The sequence below is a fragment of the Glycomyces sp. NPDC049804 genome (assembly GCF_040674615.1).
GTDB classification, from domain to species: domain Bacteria; phylum Actinomycetota; class Actinomycetes; order Mycobacteriales; family Micromonosporaceae; genus Glycomyces; species Glycomyces niveus.
Genome location: NZ_JBFAMQ010000005.1, coordinates 315,531 through 333,511, shown reverse-complemented (window position 1 = coordinate 333,511; position 17,981 = coordinate 315,531). Strand labels below are relative to the sequence as shown.

General features: G+C 72.8%; 18 protein-coding genes. 8 read left to right on the top strand and 10 right to left on the bottom strand.

Annotation, left to right across the window (positions count from 1 at the left end):
* The first annotated feature begins 72 nt into the window (after positions 1 to 72).
* Positions 73 to 1,314 (top strand): MFS transporter, encoded by a 1,242-nt coding sequence (locus tag AB0K52_RS10615; protein WP_363529235.1) that lies wholly within the window; start codon positions 73 to 75, stop codon positions 1,312 to 1,314.
* Here AB0K52_RS10615 and AB0K52_RS10610 read toward each other — a convergent pair.
* The 3 genes from AB0K52_RS10610 to AB0K52_RS10600 form a co-directional block, all read right to left on the bottom strand.
* Positions 1,256 to 1,462, bottom strand: a complete 207-nt coding sequence (locus AB0K52_RS10610) for a hypothetical protein (RefSeq protein ID WP_363529232.1) — start codon at positions 1,460 to 1,462, stop codon at positions 1,256 to 1,258. The genes AB0K52_RS10615 and AB0K52_RS10610 overlap by 59 nt on opposite strands.
* A gap of 42 nt (positions 1,463 to 1,504) precedes the next feature.
* Positions 1,505 to 1,708, bottom strand: a complete 204-nt coding sequence (locus tag AB0K52_RS10605; RefSeq protein WP_363529229.1) for a hypothetical protein — start codon at positions 1,706 to 1,708, stop codon at positions 1,505 to 1,507.
* Positions 1,709 to 1,769: 61 nt separating this feature from the next.
* The gene (locus AB0K52_RS10600) at positions 1,770 to 2,606 is read right to left on the bottom strand and encodes a DMT family transporter (RefSeq protein WP_363529226.1); all 837 of its coding nucleotides are present in this window, start codon (positions 2,604 to 2,606) and stop codon (positions 1,770 to 1,772) included.
* Positions 2,607 to 2,708: 102 nt separating this feature from the next.
* Here AB0K52_RS10600 and AB0K52_RS10595 point away from each other — a divergent pair, with 102 nt between their 5' ends.
* Positions 2,709 to 3,278: an XRE family transcriptional regulator gene (locus AB0K52_RS10595; protein WP_363529223.1), complete on the top strand. Its 570-nt coding sequence runs from the start codon at positions 2,709 to 2,711 to the stop codon at positions 3,276 to 3,278.
* A 218-nt stretch (positions 3,279 to 3,496) separates the two neighbouring features.
* Complete coding sequence (locus AB0K52_RS10590) at positions 3,497 to 5,938, top strand: polysaccharide lyase 8 family protein (protein WP_363529220.1); 2,442 nt, start codon at positions 3,497 to 3,499, stop codon at positions 5,936 to 5,938.
* 7 nt (positions 5,939 to 5,945) lie between these two features.
* Here the strand turns inward: AB0K52_RS10590 and AB0K52_RS10585 are convergent, their stop codons facing one another.
* Both AB0K52_RS10585 and AB0K52_RS10580 read right to left on the bottom strand, forming a co-directional pair.
* The gene (locus AB0K52_RS10585; RefSeq protein ID WP_363529217.1) at positions 5,946 to 6,620 is read right to left on the bottom strand and encodes a response regulator; all 675 of its coding nucleotides are present in this window, start codon (positions 6,618 to 6,620) and stop codon (positions 5,946 to 5,948) included.
* On the bottom strand, positions 6,617 to 9,142 hold the full coding sequence (locus tag AB0K52_RS10580; RefSeq protein ID WP_363529214.1) for a DUF4118 domain-containing protein: 2,526 nt from the start codon (positions 9,140 to 9,142) through the stop codon (positions 6,617 to 6,619). Before AB0K52_RS10580 ends, AB0K52_RS10585 begins: the two co-directional genes overlap by 4 nt.
* 279 nt (positions 9,143 to 9,421) lie before the next feature.
* Here AB0K52_RS10580 and AB0K52_RS10575 point away from each other — a divergent pair, with 279 nt between their 5' ends.
* Entirely contained in the window at positions 9,422 to 10,255 is an 834-nt protein-coding gene (locus AB0K52_RS10575; protein WP_363529545.1) for an undecaprenyl-diphosphate phosphatase, read from the top strand.
* A gap of 51 nt (positions 10,256 to 10,306) precedes the next feature.
* On the opposite strand, the gene AB0K52_RS10570 is transcribed toward AB0K52_RS10575, so the two are convergent.
* The 4 genes from AB0K52_RS10570 to AB0K52_RS10555 form a co-directional block, all read right to left on the bottom strand.
* Complete coding sequence (locus AB0K52_RS10570) at positions 10,307 to 11,239, bottom strand: EamA family transporter (RefSeq protein WP_363529211.1); 933 nt, start codon at positions 11,237 to 11,239, stop codon at positions 10,307 to 10,309.
* A 158-nt stretch (positions 11,240 to 11,397) separates the two neighbouring features.
* On the bottom strand, positions 11,398 to 12,543 hold the full coding sequence (locus AB0K52_RS10565; protein WP_363529208.1) for a pyridoxal phosphate-dependent aminotransferase: 1,146 nt from the start codon (positions 12,541 to 12,543) through the stop codon (positions 11,398 to 11,400).
* 43 nt (positions 12,544 to 12,586) lie between these two features.
* Positions 12,587 to 12,940 (bottom strand): hypothetical protein, encoded by a 354-nt coding sequence (locus AB0K52_RS10560; protein WP_363529205.1) that lies wholly within the window; start codon positions 12,938 to 12,940, stop codon positions 12,587 to 12,589.
* Position 12,941: 1 nt separating this feature from the next.
* Positions 12,942 to 13,346, bottom strand: coding sequence for a VOC family protein (locus tag AB0K52_RS10555; protein WP_363529203.1), 405 nt, complete (start codon positions 13,344 to 13,346; stop codon positions 12,942 to 12,944).
* Positions 13,347 to 13,431: 85 nt separating this feature from the next.
* Here AB0K52_RS10555 and AB0K52_RS10550 point away from each other — a divergent pair, with 85 nt between their 5' ends.
* From AB0K52_RS10550 to AB0K52_RS10540, 3 genes are all read left to right on the top strand, one after another.
* Positions 13,432 to 14,406, top strand: a complete 975-nt coding sequence (locus tag AB0K52_RS10550) for a YafY family protein (RefSeq protein ID WP_363529200.1) — start codon at positions 13,432 to 13,434, stop codon at positions 14,404 to 14,406.
* A 75-nt stretch (positions 14,407 to 14,481) separates the two neighbouring features.
* Positions 14,482 to 15,072 (top strand): TIGR03086 family metal-binding protein, encoded by a 591-nt coding sequence (locus AB0K52_RS10545; RefSeq protein WP_363529197.1) that lies wholly within the window; start codon positions 14,482 to 14,484, stop codon positions 15,070 to 15,072.
* Positions 15,073 to 15,256: 184 nt separating this feature from the next.
* The gene (locus AB0K52_RS10540; RefSeq protein WP_363529194.1) at positions 15,257 to 16,105 is read left to right on the top strand and encodes an NmrA family NAD(P)-binding protein; all 849 of its coding nucleotides are present in this window, start codon (positions 15,257 to 15,259) and stop codon (positions 16,103 to 16,105) included.
* A 31-nt stretch (positions 16,106 to 16,136) separates the two neighbouring features.
* Here the strand turns inward: AB0K52_RS10540 and AB0K52_RS10535 are convergent, their stop codons facing one another.
* Positions 16,137 to 16,640 carry a MarR family transcriptional regulator gene (locus AB0K52_RS10535; RefSeq protein WP_363529191.1) on the bottom strand — a complete coding sequence of 168 codons (504 nt, stop codon included), beginning with the start codon at positions 16,638 to 16,640 and terminating at the stop codon, positions 16,137 to 16,139.
* Between the two features lie 40 nt (positions 16,641 to 16,680).
* Here AB0K52_RS10535 and AB0K52_RS10530 point away from each other — a divergent pair, with 40 nt between their 5' ends.
* Positions 16,681 to 17,934 (top strand): MFS transporter, encoded by a 1,254-nt coding sequence (locus tag AB0K52_RS10530; RefSeq protein ID WP_363529189.1) that lies wholly within the window; start codon positions 16,681 to 16,683, stop codon positions 17,932 to 17,934.
* Positions 17,935 to 17,981 lie beyond the last annotated feature (47 nt).

Genomic DNA, 17,981 nt, shown 5'->3' with positions numbered 1-17,981 from the left:
TCACACGGAATTTTTCCAATGGATTGAAAAAGTCCTGGACAGGCCCGGGCGAGGGGCGAATACTTGACCGCCATGGCCACCTCAAAAAGCCGCCGCATGCTGGCCCTCGGTGCACTCGCCTTGGGCGCGTTCGGGATCGGCCTCACCGAATTCGTCGTGGTCGGTCTCCTCGGCCCGCTCGGCGACGACCTCGACGTCTCGATCCCCACCGCCGGGCTCCTCGTGACCGGCTACGCCGCCTCGGTCGCGATCGGCGCGCCGATCATGACCGCCGCCGGGACCCGGCTGCCGCGAAAGACCATGCTCGTCGTCCTCATGGCCCTCTTCATCGCCGGGAACGCGCTCGCCGCGAAAGCCCCCGACTACGGGGTCCTCATGACCGGCCGCGTCGTCTCCGCGCTCTGCCACGGCGCGTTCATGGGCATCGGCCCGGTAATGGCCGCCAGCCTCGTCGCCCCCGAGCGCCGTTCGCGCGCCATCGCGCTCATGATGACCGGCCTGACCCTCTCGAACGTCGTCGGCGTGCCCTTCGGCACCGCCCTCGGCCAGCAGCTCGGCTGGCGCGCGGCGTTCTGGGGCATCGCGGTCATCGGCGCGGTCTCCTTGGCCGCGATCATCGCGTTCGTGCCCTCCCGCCCGAACGACAACGGCGGGTCCCTCCGCGCCGAGCTCGCGGTCTTCCGCAGACCGCAGGTCTGGCAGGTCCTCGCGGTCACGATGCTCGGCTGGGGCGCGGCCTACGCGGCCATCACCTTCCTCGAGCCGATCCTCACCCGTGTCTCCGGCTTCGACACCGGCGCCGTCCCCTGGCTCCTCATCCTCTTCGGCGTCGGCCTGACCGCCGGCAACCTCCTCGGCGGCCGCCTCGCCGACCGCGCCCTCATGCCGACCCTCTACGGCACCATCACCGCGGCCACCGCCGCGCTGGTCGTCTTCGCCTTCGCGGCCCCGCACGCCGTTCCGGCCGCGATCATGGTCTTCGTCCTCGGCGCGGCCGGCTTCGCGATGGTCCCGGTCTTCCAGACCCGCGTCATGGACGTCGCCAAGGAAGCGCCCTCGCTCGCCTCCTCGGTGAACGCCGCGGCGTTCAACGTCGGCATCGCCGCTGCCGCCTGGTTCGGCGGCCTCGCCATCGACGGCGGCCTCGGGCTCCTCGCCCCCGTCTGGATCGGCGTGGCCCTGGGCCTCGCGGCCCTCGCGGCGGCCGCCGTGTCCGGCAGAGCCGAACACAAGGCTCCAGGGAGAAGATCGCCGTCTAGGCCGCGGCCCAGTTCCGGAACACGAACCGGTGCACCTCGCGCAGACCGATCTTGAAGAAAGGGCACAGCAGGTAGAACCCGGGCTTGATGCGGCCCGTCGTGACGCGAGTGACGCGCGTGGCCGACTCGTCGACGGCGGCGAGGGTGAACTCCTCGACGACCGAGTCGAAGAACCACCGGTGCACCAGGTTCGTCCGCTCCATCCGGAACACGAGGCGCTGCGGCGGCTCCCAGTCGGTGATCCGCTAGTGCACCGATCCGTTGGCCGCCATGCACTCCCGGCTCTGCCCTACCCCACCGGAGCCGTCGGGGAGGCGGCATTCCACCGGACGCGGCAGGCCGAGGTGGAACAGCGGCGACCGTGGCGCTTCGGTCATCCGCGAATCGCACAGCATCGTCCACAGCGACTCGATCGGCAGCGGGAGGGTCCTCGACGTGCGCACTCTCATCGGCAAACCGTACGTGCACCGACCGAAAGGGACCATTGGCCGAACGGCCCTGTCGCGCTTGTCAGTTGAGGGCGAGGAGGCTCACCGCGGCCGCCGCTGCGACGAGGCCTGTCAGCTGGCCGCGGTGGAGGCGTTCGCCGAGGACCTTGCGGGCCAAGAGGACCGTGCCCGCCGGGTAGAGGGCGACGATCACCGCGACCACCGCGAGGTCGCCGCTGCGGGAGGCGAGGAGGAACAGCAGGTTCGCGATGGAGTCGAGCGCCCCCGCGCCGGCCGACATCGCATAGGCGGGTTCGGCCTGCCCGAGCCTGCGGCGGAAGGCGAACGCCGCGCCGAGCGTCACCGCCGACGAGACGGCGCGGCCGACGATGAGCGGCCCGACGCCGCTGTCGGCGGGGGCCTGGTGCAGGAAGACCAGTTGCAGCGCGATCGCCGTGCCCGCGCCGAACGCCAGCAGCAGCGCGGTTCGGGAAGGCCGCGAGGAGCGCACGCCCGGACCGGCGCTCACCAGGACCACCGCCACGAGCGCGAGCGGCAGGCCGACCATCCCTGCCGCGGCCAGATGCTCGCCCTGCAGCAGACCCACCCCCACGGGCAGCGCGGCCGAGACGAGGGCGGTGATCGGGGAGAGGACGTTCATCGGACCGATCGCGAGCGTCCGGTACAGCAGCACGAACGCCGCCGCCGACGCGACGCCCGAGGCCGCGCCCCACGCCAGGGTCGCGGGACTGAACGAAGCGCCGAGGAGCGGCCACAGCAGCAGCTCGACCGCGAGGCTCGCCGGGGCGGCGATCATGACCGTCCGCAGGACATGGGCCTTGCGCGCTCCGAGCCCGCCGAAGAAGTCGGCGCACCCGTAGGCGAGCGAACTGCCCAGAGCCAGCGCGAGCGCGATCACGGTGACACCTCCAACAGAATGACCGGATAGAATCCTAGAACGACCGAGGTCGGTCAGTCAAACGACCGTAGTGATCAACACAGTGACCAAGGAGGCGGAGACATGAGCGAGGCTGAAGCGGCACTGCGCACGGTCGCGGCCAACGTGAAAGCCGCCCGCGCCCGGGCCGGGCTCTCCCTCGACGAACTCGGCCGCCGCGCGCGCGTCAGCAAAGGCGCCCTCGTCGGCCTCGAGAAGGCCCAAGGCAACCCCAACCTCGCCACCCTGGTCCGACTCGCCGACACCCTCGGGATCTCCGTCTCCGCACTCATGGAAGGCCCCGCCGAGGACCGCGTCCGCGTCGTCGACGCCCAGAACGTGACACCACTGTGGACCGGGGCGCACGGCGGCGAGGCCCGGCTCGTGCTCACCACCCCCGGCCCCGCCCCGGTCGAAGTCTGGCGCTGGCGGCTCGAACCGGGCGAGGCGTACGAGAGCCACCCGCACCAGGCCGGCGTGCAGGAGACCGTCAGCGTCGTCGCCGGGGGGATGGTCCTCATCGTCGACGGCGTCGAGCACGCCCTCGAAGCAGGTCAGACCGCGACGTTCGGCGGCGACGTCCCGCACGCCTACCGCGCGGGCGACAAGCCTTGCGCCCTCGTCATGACGGTCCACCTCCCGCCCGCGGGGTGACCGCCGCGCGAAACGTCGGCGGCCCGCCACAGGCCAGACGGATGGCCTCCGGTGTCCGAGCGCCGAAGCGAAACGAGCGGGGGAACGGGTCTGACGGCGGGCCGTCGGGCACCGCCTGACAGCGCACGGGAGAGGCCAACGGCTTTCCTTGTGGCGCATGTGTACGAGGCGGCTACTATGGTCCCCGACTTTCCCTGCCGCCCCGGAGTTGGAACCGCATGCCGCCTTTGCAACGACGAGTGCTCCTCGGAGGGGCCCTCGGCCTCGTCGGCGCGGGCGCCGCCACCGCCGCGCTGCTCTCGCGCGGCGGCGACCGGGGCGTCATCACCGCGCTCCCCGACGAGGCCGAGCCCTGGGCCGGTTCGGGACCGCTCGACTTCGCCGCGCTCCGCGACCGCGCCCGCGCCTTGCTCACCGGCGGCGTCACCGACACCGCCGACACCGATTACGGACGGCCGATGCGCGTCCTCGACCGCGAGTCCTTCGAAGACTGGGAGGCCATGGACCGCAGCGAGGGCCGCACCGCGCTCTGGGCCGACATAGGCCCCGTCAGCGAACCGCTGGCCTTCACCAACTCGTACGTGCGCCTGCGCCGCCTCGCCCTCGCCTGCGCCACCCCCGGCACCGACCTGTTCGAAGGCCCCGTCGCCGCCACCGCGATCGTCGACGCCCTCGACCTGCTCTACCGGTCCGGCTACAACGAGCACGCCGAGCCCTCCGGCAACTGGTACTGGTGGGAGATCGGCGCGCCCGCCGCGCTCATGCAGACCTGCGTCCTCATGCACGACCACATCCCGGCCGAGCACCTCGGCCACTACCTCGCCGTCGTCGACCGCTTCTGCCCCAACGCCGACGACCGCGTCTCCTCGCCCGGCGAGCGCGAGACCGGCGCCAACCGCGCCGACAAGGCCGCGATCCTCGCCCTGCGCGGCCTCGTCGGCGAGGACTTCGCCAAGCTCGACCTCGCCCGCGACGGCCTCTCCGACATCGCCGAGGACGGCGCCAACAGCCTCTTCCGCCTCGTCGACGAGGGCGACGGCTTCCACCGCGACGGCTCGTACATCCAGCACGGCCACGTGCCCAGCACCGGCAGCTACGGGCTCGCCCTGCTCAACTCGGTCACGCTCGCCCTCGCGCTCCTCCAGGACTCGGTCTGGCAGGTCACCGACCCCGAGCTCGAAGGCCTCTACGACGCGGTCGACCGCTCGTTCACGCCGTTCACCGAGGACGGGCTGTTCATGGACTGCCTGCGCGGCAGGGCGATCGCCCGCCCGACCCAGCGCGACAGCCACACCGGCCCCGAGATCACCGCCGCCCTGCTCGCCCTCGCCGAGTTCGCCCCGGCCGCGCACCGCGACCGGTGGCGGTCGCTCGCGCGCGGCTGGATCGAGCGCTCGTCCGTCCCGCACTTCGAGCGCATGGACCTGCGCGGCATCCGGCAGGCCAAGGAGCTCCTCGCGGACGCCTCGGTCGGGGCCGCGCCCCGCCCGGAGCTGACGCGGATCTACCCGAACATGGCCCGCCTCCTGGTGCGCCGGCCCGGGTGGTCGTGGGCGCTGTCGATGTCCTCGCGCCGCGTCGCCGGGTACGAGATGGTCGGCGGCGAGAACCTGCAGGGCTGGTACATCGGGGACGGCATGTCCTACCTGTACACCGTGGACGACCCGCTCCAGTTCGGCGACGAGTTCTGGCCCACCGCGAACCCCTACCGCCTCCCGGGCGTCACCGTGGACTCCCGCAAGCGCGAGGTCGTCGGCGTCGGCCACGACATGGTGCTCCACCTGCCCGAGAACGACGTCGCGGGCGGCGCGACCCTGGACGACCGGTACGCGGCGGCGGCGATGGACCTGGTCGCCGAAGGCTCCTCGCTGCGCGCCAAGAAGGCCTGGTTCGTGGTCGGCGACGTGGTGTGCGCGCTGGGCGCGGGCGTCAGCGCCGCGGACGGCCGCGCGGTCTGGACCACTGTCGAGCACCGCAACCGCCACGAGGACGGCGACCGCCGCATGGCCGTCGACGGCGCGTTCCCCGACGAGGACACCGACCTCAAGACGTCGATCGAGGGCGCCTCCTGGGTCCATCTGCCCGGCGCCGCCGGATACGTCTTCCCCGCGGGGAGCACCGGCCTCCACGCCGGGCGCGAGACGCGCCGCGGGGCCTGGAACGACATTGAGCAGGGCCCCACCACCGGCGGCGGCGACACCGAGGTCCACACCCGCCGCTACTCGACCCTCTGGTACGACCACGGCGTGTCCCCTGTGGACGTCTCGTACGCCTACGTCCTGCTGCCGACCGCGACCGCCGCCGAGACCGCCGTCTGGGCCGCCCACCCCACCGTCGCCATCGCCGCCAACACCACCGCGGTACAGGCGGTCGAAGCCGACGGCCTCATCGCCGCCCACTTCTGGCAGGCCGGTGAAGTCGGCGGCCTCGCATGCGACGGACCCGCCTCCGTGATCGTGACCCGAAGCGACGACGGCATCGCGGTCGCCGTGGCCGACCCCGGCCGCACCGCCGCCGAAGTCGTCATCGAACTGCCGTACGCCGCAAGCGAAGTCGTCGAAACCGACGAAACCGTCACCGTCGAGACCGGGGACAAGGCCAGGCTCACCGTCCGCACCGAAGGCTCCCTGGGCGCCACCCACACCGCCCGGCTGCGCTGACCGGCGATCAAGGCTTGAACCGGTACCCCATGCCCGGCTCGGTGAGCAGGTGCACCGGCCGGGCCGGGTCCGCTTCGAGCTTGCGGCGCAACTGGGCCATGTACTGGCGCAGGTAGTTCGTCTCCCGGTCGTAGTTCGGGCCCCACACCCGGTGCAGCAGCTCGCGCTGGCCCACGAGCTTCCCGGGGTTGCGCAGCAGCACTTCGAGGAGCTGCCACTCGGTCTTGGTGAGTCGCACCTCCTCGCCGCCCCGCTTGACCGTCCGCGCCGCCAGATCCACAGTGGCCGAGCCGATCTCGGTGGCCGGCGCGTCGCCGCCCGCGTTCCCGCGCCGGGTCGCGGCCCGCACCCGGGCGAGCAGCTCCCCGATGTCGAACGGCTTGGTCACGTAGTCGTCGGCGCCCGCGTCGAGCGCGGCGATCTTCTCGGCGCTCGCGGCGCGGCCCGAGAGCACCAGGATCGGCGCGGTCGTCCACCCCCGCAGGCCCGCGATGACCTCGGTGCCGTCCATGTCGGGCAGGCCCAGGTCGAGCACCACGAGGTCGGGGACGAGCGCCGCGGCGGCGCGCAGCGCCTGCGCCCCGTCGGGCGCGGTCGCCACCTCGTACCCGTGCGCGGTCAGGTTGATCCGCAGCGCCCGCGCGATCTGCGGTTCGTCGTCCACGACGAGGATCTTGATCACTCCGTGCCCTTCTCTTCCACGTGCGGCAGCGCCAGCACCATCGTCAGCCCGCCGCCCGGGGTCGCCTCGGCCACGAGCGAGCCGCCCATGGCCTCCGCGAGCCCGCGCGAGAGCGCGAGGCCCAGCCCCACACCGGTCGTATTGTCGCGGTCGCCGAGCCGCTGGAACGGGGTGAACATCAACTCCCGGCTCTCGTCCGGGACGCCGGGGCCGCGGTCGACCACCCGCAGCTGCACCAGTTCTCCGTGCCGGCCCGCGATCACCAGCGGCGGCACGCCCTCGGGGCTGAACCGCAGCGCGTTCGCCACCACGTTCACCAGGATGCGCTGCAGCAGACCGGGATCGGCCGTGACCTCGGGCAGGTCCGGGGCCACGTCGAGCCGCACGGCCGCCGCCGCGTCCCCGATCTCGTCGAGCGCCCACGGCACCGCGTCGTCCAGCGCCACCGGCACCGGGTTCGCGCCGAGCACCCCGGCCTGGAGCCGCGACATGTCGAGCAGGTTGTCGACCAGGCTCGTCAGCCGCGCCAGGGACGTCTCGGCCGACTCCAGCAGCTCGTCGTGCTCCTCCGGCGTGAACAGGTCCCCGGTGGACCGCAGACTCGACACCGCGACCCGCGCCGACGCCAGCGGCGTCCGCAGGTCGTGCGAGACCGCCGCCAGCAGCGCCGTGCGCAGCTTGTCCGTGTCCGTGAGCCGCTGCACCGCGGCCGCCTGCCGCTCCAGCCGCTCGCGCTCCAGCGCCGCGGCCGCGTGCATCGCGAACGCCTGCGCGATCCGCCGGTCCGCCGCCTCCAGCGTGTGCCCGCGCAGCGCCAGCGCCAGGTCGTCGCCGATCGGCAGGTCGTTCTCCGCCGCGCCCGGGCTCGCGCAGCCCTCGCCCGCGCACGCGACGACCCGCCACAACTTGGCGTCCTGCCGCTCGGCCGGACCCGCCCCGGCCTCGGTGCGCTCCAGGAGCGTCGCCGACTCCAGCGAGAACGTCTCCCGCAACCGCTCCAGCAGGTCCTCCACCCGGCTGCCGCCGCGCAGCACGGTCCCCGCGAGCGTCGCCAGCGTCTGCGCCTCCGTGCTCGCCCGCGCCGCCAGCCGCGCCCGCGCCGCCGACAGGTTCACCACGCTCGCCCCGCCCAGCGCCAGTGCCACGAAGATCGCCAGCGAGATCAGCTGCTCCTGGTCGTGGACCTTGAACGTGTTGTACGGCTCGGTGAAGAAGTAGTTGAGCAGCAGGCTCCCCGAGAGCGCGCCCAGCAGCGCCGGCCACATGCCGCCCGCGAGCGTCAGCCCCATGACCGCGGTGAGCACGATGAGGATCATCGTCGTGAGCGACAGCTCCTCGTGCAGCGGCAGCATCGCCATGCACAGCGCCGGCACCCCGAGGATCGCCAGCGCGATGCCGAGCCGCCTGCGCCCGCCGACCACGCCCCGGTTCCCGGACGGCCGCCTCACCGTGGCGACCCGCTCGTGGCTCACCAGGTGCACGTCGATCTTCCCGGAGCTGGCCGCCGTCGTGACGCCGACGCCGCGCGAGAGCATCTGCGCGAACCGGCCCCGCCGCGACGCCCCGAGCACCAGCTGCGTGGCGTTCACACCGCGCGCGAACTCCAAGAGCGCGTTCGGGATCGCCCGCCCCACCACCTGGTGGTACGAGCCGCCGAGGCCTTCGACGAGGTTCCGCTGCCGGGCCAGGTTCCGCGCCGACCGGGCGCTGGTGAGCCCGTCCCCGGAGGCCACGTACACGGCCTTGAGGTCGGCCCCGCCCGACCGCGCCGCGATCCGCGCGGCCCGCCGGATGAGCGTGTCGCCCTCGTCGCCGCCCGAGAGCGCCACGACCACGCGCTCCTTGGACTCCCACGTCGCGGTGATGTGCTGGTCCTCGCGGTACTGCTCGAGCTGGTCCTCGACCTTGTCCGCGAGCCACAGCAGCGCGATCTCGCGCAGCGCCGTCAGGTTCCCGACCCGGAAGTAGTCGGCGAGCGCCGGCCCCACCTTCTCGGGCGGGTACACGTTCCCGTGCACCATGCGGCGGCGCAGCGCCTCGGGGGTGATGTCGGCGAGTTCGACCTGGTCGGCGCGGCGCACCACTTCATCGGGGACGGTCTGCTCCTGCGGCACCCCGGTGATCTGGGCGACCACGTCGTTGAGGGACGCGAGGTCGTGCACGTTCACCGTCGAGATGACGTCGATCCCGGCGTCGAGCAGCTCGTCCACGTCCTGCCAGCGCTGGCCGTTGCGCGAGCCGGGCGCGTTGGCGTGCGCGAGCTCGTCGACGATGGCCACCGCGGGAGCGCGGGCGAGGACGGCGTCCACGTCGAGCTCGGCGACGCCGCCCACGACCTTCCGAGGCACCGCCTCGAGGCCCTCGAGCAGCTCAGCGGTGTGACGCCGCCCGTGGGTCTCGACGAACCCGACGACGACGTCGGTGCCGCGGGCACAGCGGCGGCGGGCCTCTTCGAGCGCGGCGAAGGTCTTGCCGACCCCCGGGGCCGCGCCGAGGTAGATCCGCAGTTCGCCACGTGACACGGACCCATCATTCCCCGCGCCGCCGCGACCGGCCATCAAGAAAGCGTCAAAGGTGCGCAACTTCTCGCCCTCGACTCCTTGGGGCCCAGTCCTGGCGCGTCTCACCCCGCTCGCGTGTGCCGAGCGGTCACAGGACCGCGTCTGGCAAGATGTCCCCGTCGCGCCGGGAGCCGCAAGCAGGCCCGTGCGACGCCTGACCGTCGATGTGACGAAAGAAGCGCCAATGCACACTCCCCCCTGCAGGACCCGTGCCCGGAAGGGGGCCTCCGCATGGTCGACATGACCTGGTTCGAGGCCATCGTGCTCGGGATCGTCCAGGGCCTCACCGAGATGCTGCCGATCTCCTCCTCCGCGCACCTGCGCCTCACCTCGGCGCTGTTCTTCGAAGAGGACGCGGGCGCCTCCTTCACCGCCGTCACCCAGCTCGGCACCGAGACCGCCGTCCTCCTCTACTTCTGGAAGGACATCGTCCGCATCCTCGTGGCCTGGTGGAAAGGCCTGTGGGACAAGGAACTGCGCGGCGAGACCGACTACCGACTGGGCTGGTACGTCATCGTCGGCACCCTCCCGATCGTGTTCTTCGGCCTCATCTTCAAGGACGCGATCCGCGAGGGCGCCCGCAACCTCTGGCTCGTCGCCTTCAGCCTCATCTTCTTCGGCCTGCTGCTCGCGCTGGCCGAGCTCGTGGGCAAGAAGACCCGCACCTGGGACGACTTCCGGATGAAGGACGGCCTCATCCTCGGCTTCGCGCAGGCGGGCGCGCTCATCCCGGGCGTCTCCCGCTCGGGCGGCACGATCACGGCCGGCCTCTTCATCGGCCTTGACCGCTCGGTGGCCGCCCGGTATTCGTTCCTCCTGGCGATCCCGGCCGTGTTCGGCGCGGGCATCCTCAGCCTCGGCGACGTGTTCGACCCGGCGACGGAGGGCTCGGTGCCCAGCGGCGCGCAGATGCTCGTGGCGACGATCATCGCGTTCTTCGTCGGGCTCGCGGCCGTGCACTGGATGCTCAAGTGGGTCGCCAAGCACAGCGTGTTCATCTTCGTCTGGTACCGCTGCATCCTCGGCGTCGCCGTCGTCATCATGCTGGAGACGGGCTACCTCTCCGCCACTTAGGACCCAAGCGCTGCAAGGAGGGCCGGTCTCATGGACCGGCCCTCCTGCTCGTCACCGCCGCGATTCGGCGGCGGCGAGCGCCGCGATGGAGCCGAGCAGGATCAGCGACCCGGCCGCCGTCGGCGCCGTCATCGGCTCGCCGAGGAGCAGGACCGCGAGGAACGCGGCCGTGACCGGCTCGATCAGCATCATCACCGACGCCGTCGTGGCCCGCACCAGCGCGGCCCCCGCGAAGTAGAACGGGTACGCGAGCGCGGTCGTGAACGCCGCCAGGTAGGCGACGAGCGCGATCGACTGCGCGGTGCCGCCGCCGTGGGGGAGCAGGCCCTCGATCCAGGCGGGCACGAAGAGGACGGCCGCGCCGATCCCGAAGGACCACATGGTGAGCGTGAACGGGTCCTCGCCGTCGCCCTTGCGGCCCGTGTACCGGCCCAGGAGGGTCACGGCCGCGTACCCGGCGGCCGACAGGAGCGAGAGCGCGACGCCGGGCGCGGTCACGACCCCGGGGGCGTTGCCGCCCACGAGGACCGCGAGGCCGGCGAGCGCCCCGGTGACGGCCAGGAGGCCGCCGCGGCCGAGCCGCTCCCCGAGCAGGAACCGCGACCCGAGCGCCGTGAGGACCGGTCCCGACCCGAGCGTGAGCAGCGTGGCGGCGGCGACCCCGGTGGCGTCGACGGCCGCGAAGTACGCGGTCTGGAAGACCGCCATGCCGATCCCGGTCCCGATGAGCAGGGCCGCGCGGCGGCCGAGCGGATGCGGCGGGCGCACGCGGGCGCGCCGCGGCCGCAGGGCCGTGAACGCGAGGAGCAGGACGAGGCCGCCGAGGTGGCGCCAGAACGAGACGGCCGCGGGGCCGAACTCCCCGGCCCGGTAGACGAGTTCGGCGGCGGCGCCGGTGGTGCCCCAGGCGAGGCCGGTGACGGTGAGGTAGGCCAGGCCGCGCCGGGCGGGCGCGGCGGAGCGGACGAGTGTTGACGTGGACATGCGTTCTCCAGCAGGGAGCGAACGGACGGATGCTCTCGTCTGCGGGCATGCCTCAAGACGCGTCGGCTCAGAACGCCGTGCGCGGCAATGGAACAGGTGCCCGCCTCAGGCGGCGGGCGGAGAGAGCTTCCCGGAACGCATGAACGCCACCCTACCGGTCAGGCCGGGCCCGCGCCCAGCCGCCGCAGGCCCTCCGCGATCACCTCGGGCCGCTTGCAGAACGCGAACCGCACCACCGGCCGGGGTGCCTGGTCGAGGTAGAACACCTGGGTGGGGATGGCGACGACCCCGCACCGCTCGGGCAGCTCCAGGCAGTACCGCAGTCCGTCCTCGTATCCGAACGGCGCGACGCTCGCGGTGACGAAGTAGGTGCCCTCGGGCTCGTACACCTCGAACCCGATCTCCTTGAGCCCGTTCACCATCAGGTCGCGCCGCTCCTGGTAGCCCGCCGCGAGGCCCCGGTAGAAGCCGTCATCCGAGCCGAGTGCGGCCGCGATCCCGTACTGGAACGGCGTGCCGGACGCGAACGACAGCCACTGCTTGACGTCCTGCACCCGGGCCACGAGCTCGGCCGGGCCCGTGGCCCAACCGATCTTCCAGCCGGTGACCGAGAACGTCTTCCCGGCCGAGCTGATGGTGACCGTGCGGTCCCACATGCCCGGCAGCGACGCGAGCGGCACGTGCTCGCGGCCGTCGAAGACCAGGTGCTCGTACACCTCGTCGGTGACCACGAGCAGGTCCCGCTCCACCGCGAGCGCGGCCACGGCCGCCAGCTCGTCGCGGTGCAGGACCGTCCCGGTGGGGTTGTGCGGCGAGTTGATCAGCAGCAGCTTCGTCCGCTCGGTGACGGCGGCCGCCAGCCGGGCGGCGTCCAAGCGGTACTCGGGAGCGTCGAGCCGCACCGGCACGAGCGTTCCGCCGGCCATGGTGATCGCGGCCTTGTAGGAGTCGTAGCTCGGCTCGAGCGCGATGACCTCGTCCCCGGGGTCGACGAGGGCGAGCATCGCGGCGGTGAGCGCCTCGGTGGCCCCGGCGGTGACGGAGACGCCGTCGGCCGGGTCGGGCGTGAGCCCGTACCAGCGCTCCTGGTGCGCGGCGATCGCCTGGCGCAGTTCGGGAACGCCCGCGAGCGGCGGGTACTGGTTGTGCCCCTCGCGCATCGCGGTCGCGGCCGCCTCGATCACGTGCGCGGGGCCCGACTCGTCGGGGAAGCCCTGGCCGAGGTTCACCGCGCCGTGGCGCTGCGCGAGCGCCGACATGGTCGTGAAGATCGTGGTCTGGGGCCGACGGCCGGGTCCGCTCATGGTGCCTCCTCGTGGAACCCGGCCATCATCCCAGGCCTGCCCGTCAGTCGTCGGCAGGCCAGCGCCCGTCGGCCTTGGCGCGCTCGATCTCGGCGAACCCGGCCGGGCGCATCCGCCCGGCCGCGATGAGCGCCTCGGCGATGCCCCGGTTCCGCTTCGACCACGGGCTGCGCTTGGTCCGCGGCGAGTACCGCTGCAGGAACGAGTCGCCGTCGAGGCCCTTGCGGTGCCCGTCGATCCACCCGAAGCACAGCGCGGCCTCGAGCGCCGGGCCGATCCGCAGCCGCCCTTCGGGCGAGCGCTCCTTGCCGATGCGCAGCCACACCGAAGTCTCGTCCGGGTGGGCTTCGAGCCAGGCCTCCCACGCCTCGCGGTCGGGGAGATCGAGCGCGTCCACGTCAGGCCGCCTTCGCGACCGCGGCGAGTGTGTCGAGGTAGTGCCGGTTGAACATGACGGCGAGGACGTTCCCGAACGGGTCGACGAACGAGGCCGTCTCGAATCCCTCGCCGCGCACGATCTTCGGCTCGTACTCCCTGGCGCCCATCGCCGTCAGACGCTCGATGGCCGCGTCGAGGTCGTCGACGTGCCAGTACGCGATCGCGCCGCCGGGGCCCGCGCTCATGTCGTGGGGCGCCCACTCGGCCTGGGCGATGCCGATCTCGTGCTGGTAGTCGCCCACCCGGAACTCGATGTAGCCCGGCACCTCGAAGTACGGCCCGGCGCCGAGCAGGTCGCTGTACCAGGCCTTCGCGGCATCGAGGTCCGCGGCGAAAAAGCTGATGGTGCTGAATCCTCGCAGCATGTGCGTGCTCCTTTGTCGTCGTTGCACACCAAGTTAAGGCCCATTGCGGAAGATGAGCTTCCTCAATGCGTGCGAGAATCGGGAAATGTTGGAGACCTCCGCGCGCCTGCTCCGCGTCCTCGCCCTCCTGCAGGCCCAGCGCGACTGGACGGGCGCGGCCCTCGCCGAACGCCTCGACGTCACCACCAGGACCGTGCGCAGCGACATCGACCGGCTGCGCCAGCTCGGCTACCGCGTCCACTCCACCACCGGCAGCGCGGGCGGCTACCGGCTCGAGCCCGGGAACGCCATGCCGCCCTTGCTCCTCGACGACGAGGAGGCCGTGGCGGTCGCGGTGGGCCTGCGCGCGGCGGCCTCGGGCTCGGTGGCCGGGATCGAGGAGACCTCGCTGCGGGCGCTGGCGAAGCTCGAGCAGACGATGCCTTCGCGCCTGCGCCGCCGCATCGACGTGCTCAGGTCGGCGACGGTCTCGGCCGCGGGCGCGGGTCCCACGGTGGACGCGAAGGTCCTGACCGCGATCGCCGAGGCCGTCCACCGGTGCGAGCAGCTGCGCTTCGACTACCGCGACCGGGCGGGCGGGGAGACGCGCCGCCGCGCGGAGCCGCACCGGCTCGTCTACACCGAGCGCCGCTGGTACCTGCTGGCCTGGGACGTCGACCGCGCCGACTGGCGCACGTACCGGGCCGACCGCATCCGCCCGCGCACCCCGAACGGCCCCCGGTTCGCCCCGAAGGAGCCGCCGGAGGAGGCGGTCGCGCACGTCCTGCGCGGCCTGGGCCAGAGCGCCTGGCGGCACCAGGCGGTGATCCGCCTGCACGAGCCGGTCGAGACGATCGCGGCGATGCTCCCGCCCGGCAGCGGTCTCCTCGAGCCGGCGGGGGAGGGGGAGTGCCTGTGGCGCAGCGGGAGCGACTCCCTGCGCGACCTCACGACCTTCATCACCGGCCTGGGCCTGCCCTTCAAGGTCGAAGCGCCGCAAGCACTCCGCGACCACCTGGCGATGCTGGCCGCCCGGTACGCGGCGGCCGCGGAAACAAAACCGGGAACTCTATTGGAATAAAGCATTCCGTTCTGATAAGATGAATGCAACGGACGCGGAACCGCCGCGAACCCGGCCCCCTCGAAGGAGCACGACATGACCGCCACCGCTTGGCCCCTCCTCGCCGAATCCCACGACGCCCTGCTCAACGCCGTCAAGGGCGTCGGCGCCGACCAGTGGGACCTGCCGACGCCGTGCGACCAGTGGACCGTCACCCAGGTGCTGCAGCACGCCGCGGGCGACCAGCTCGCATACTACGCCGCGATCACCGGCGGGGAAGGTTCCGCCGAGAACCCCTTCGCGCCTTCGGGAACGCCGCTGTCCGACCCTGTCGCGCACGTCGCCGCCGCGACCGAAGCCGCCGCAACGGCTTGGGCCGGCATCGCCGCAGACGACGCCGCCGTGGCGGTCCCGGTGCCGCCCAACACCCTCGACGCCGTGACCGGCGTGGGGGCCTGCGCCCTCGACGCGGCCGTCCACGCCTGGGACATCGCGAAGGCCACGGGTCAGCCGCAGCCGCTCAGCGAGACCGCCGCGACCGCGATCCTGATCGCGGCCAAGCAGATCGTGGAGCCGCTGCGCGCCTGGGGCGCTTACGCCCCCGCGCTCGAGCCGCAGGACGGCGACGACGCCGTCGCGGCCCTCCTGCGCTACCTCGGCCGCGATCCCGAGTGGACCGCCGCATAGTGGACGAGCGCGACCCGGGCCTCCGAATGCCGCTTCGGCATCAGGAGGCCCGGCCGCCGTATCGGCGCACGCCGAGCCGCCGGCACCGCACCGAGGTCCGCCGCGAGCGGGCGTAGACGCACGCGCATGGATCGTGGCGTCTCAGCGATGGGCGTCGCGCCCCCGATCGACTTGACTGGGGGACATGAGCAACGAGCACATCATCCTGGTCACCGGCGCCACCGGCAAGGTCGGCCGCCGCCTCACCGCCCGCCTCGCCGAGGCCGGGCACACCGTGCGCGGCGTCTCGCGCAGCACCGAGATCCGCTTCGACTGGCACGACGAGTCGACCTGGGCCGCGGCCCTCGCCGGTGTCACCGCCGCCTATCTGATCCCGCCGGACGAGCCGTTCCCCGCCGCCGGGATCGTCGCCGCCGCCGAGCAGGCGGGCGTCAAGCGCCTGGTCGCCCAGTCGGGCCGGCGCATCCACGTCCTCGCCGAAGCGGTCGGCGCGGGCCCCGAGACGATCGGCATGTACGCCCTCCAGGAGGCCGTCCAGGCTTCCGGCCTCGAGTGGACCGTCTTGCAGGCCAACAACTTCAACCAGAACTTCAGCGAGGGCGACATGCTCCCGGCGGTCCTCGCGGGCGAGCTGTTCCTGCCGGTCGACGACACCGTGGAACCGTTCATCGACGTCGAGGACATCGCGGCCGTCGCCGTCGCGGTGCTCACCGGGGACGGCCACCACGGCAAGACCTACGAGCTGAGCGGGCCCGAGGCGCTCACCTTCCCCGAGGCGGTCGACGCGATCGCCGAAGCGGCCGGCCGCGCCGTCGCGTTCCAGAACGTGACCGCCGGGGAGTACGCCGCCGCGCTGCGCGCCGAGCAGCTGCCCGAGGACCTCGTGTTCTTCCTCGACGCGATGTACCGGATCATGCGCGAAGGCAAGATCGGCGACGTCGCCGACGGCGTCGAGCAGGTCCTGGGCCGCAAGCCGACCGCGTTCGCCGACTGGGCGAAGCGCGCCGCCGCCGAGGGCGCCTGGAGCGCATAGCGATGAGGCCGGGTCTCGCGCGGCCCGGCCTTCACTCCCCGCTCGCGGCGGCGAGCTTCGCCAGCAGCGCCTCCAGTGAGGCCCGCTCCCGCTCGTCGAGGACCGCGATGAGCTCGCGCTGATTCGCCAGATGGACCTCCATGAGCGTGTCGGTGAGCTCGAATCCGCTCGGCGTCAACGTGATCCGACGCCCGCGCGAGTCCTCCTCGGCGACCGCGCGCGTCACCCAACCGCCCGCCTCCAGCCGGTCGACCCGCTTCGTGATCGCACCGGTCGTCACGAGCACGGTCCGGCTCAGCTCACCCGCCGACAGCGTGTACGGCTCCCCGGCCCGGCGCAGCGCGGCGAGCACGTCGAAGTCGCCGTTGGCGAGGCCCGCCTCCGCGAAGGGGCCGCGCAGCGCCCGGTCCCACGCGCTCGCGAGCCGGAACACCCTGCCCACCACCAGCATCGGCGAGGCGTCCAGGCCCGGGCGCTCGCGACCCCACTGACCGACCATCGCGGCGACGGCATCGTCCGATCCATTCGTCTCCATGTCTTGCATTATATCTTCCACGGAAGCTAAAATGTCTTCCATGGAAGATAAATCGGGTGCGGCCGCCCGCCGCCGCTTCATCGCCGCCACCGTCGTAGACGCCGTCGGCAACGGCATCTACGTACCCCTCACCATGCTCTTCGTGCACGCCCTCACCGGCCAGTCCCTCACCGCGATCGGCACCGGCCTCACCCTCGCCGGACTCGGCGCCCTCGCCGCGATGCCCGTCGTCGGCATCCTCATCGACCGCCACGGCGGCAAGCGCGTCTACACCGGCGCGCTCGCCCTCCGCGCCGTCGCCTTCGCGCTCTACCCCCTCGCCTCCTCCTACCCCGCGTTCCTCGCCGTCGCACTCGCCGTCGCCGTCGCCATGTGGGCCTCCGCCCCCAGTCAGCAGTCGCTCATCGGCGACATGACCGCAGGCGCCGACCGCGACCGCCTCCTCGCCTGGAACCGGAGCCTTCGCAACGGCGGCATGGGCTTCGGCGCCCTCGCCGCCGCCGGCATGCTCGCCGTCGGCGACGGCGGCTACCTCACCGCCGCGCTCGCCCTCGCCGCGGCCTTCGCCGCCGCCGCCGTCCTCGTCGCCCTGATCGCCGTGCACGCCAACGGCACCCGTTCCGCGCCCGCCGAGGCGGGCGGCGGCTATCGCACGGTTCTCGCCGACCGCCGCTACCGCAGGCTCACCGCCGCGAACTTCCTCATCGGCTTCGCCTACACCGCCCAGGCCATCGCCATGCCCGTATTCCTCACCCGCGCCACCGACCTCCCCGACGCCATGGCCGGCATCGTCTTCGCCGTCAACACCGCGCTCATCGCCGGACTCGGCGTCCCGGTCGCCCGCCTCATGTCCCGCGCCCGCCGCGGCCGCGGCGCCGCGATCGGCACGGCCGTCTTCGCCCTCTCCTTCGCGGCCTTCGCCTTCCTGCCCGCCCTCGACGGCGCCGCCGCCGTCGTCGCGGTCCTCGCCGTCGCCATCGTCTACACCGCGGGCGAGCTCATCCACGCCGCCCCCGCCGAAAGCCTCGCCGTCGAGGCCGCCCCCGACCACATGCGCGGCCGCTACCTCTCCGTCTACCAGCTCTCCTGGTCGCTGTGCCGCACCCTCGCCCCCATGCTCCTCGGCCTCCTCCTCGACGCCGGCACCTGGCAGCTCTGGGCCGCCCTCGCCGCCGCCGTCCTCATCGGAGGCGCGATCCTCCTCGGCACCGACCGGCCCCGACCGCGCCCCAGGCGATGCCCGTGCCCGCAGCCGCCTGAAACGGGGGACCTACGCACCGTGATCGAGGCGTAGCCTCAAGAGTGGCCGTCCCACCGCCCTGACAGGACGGCCGACGACCC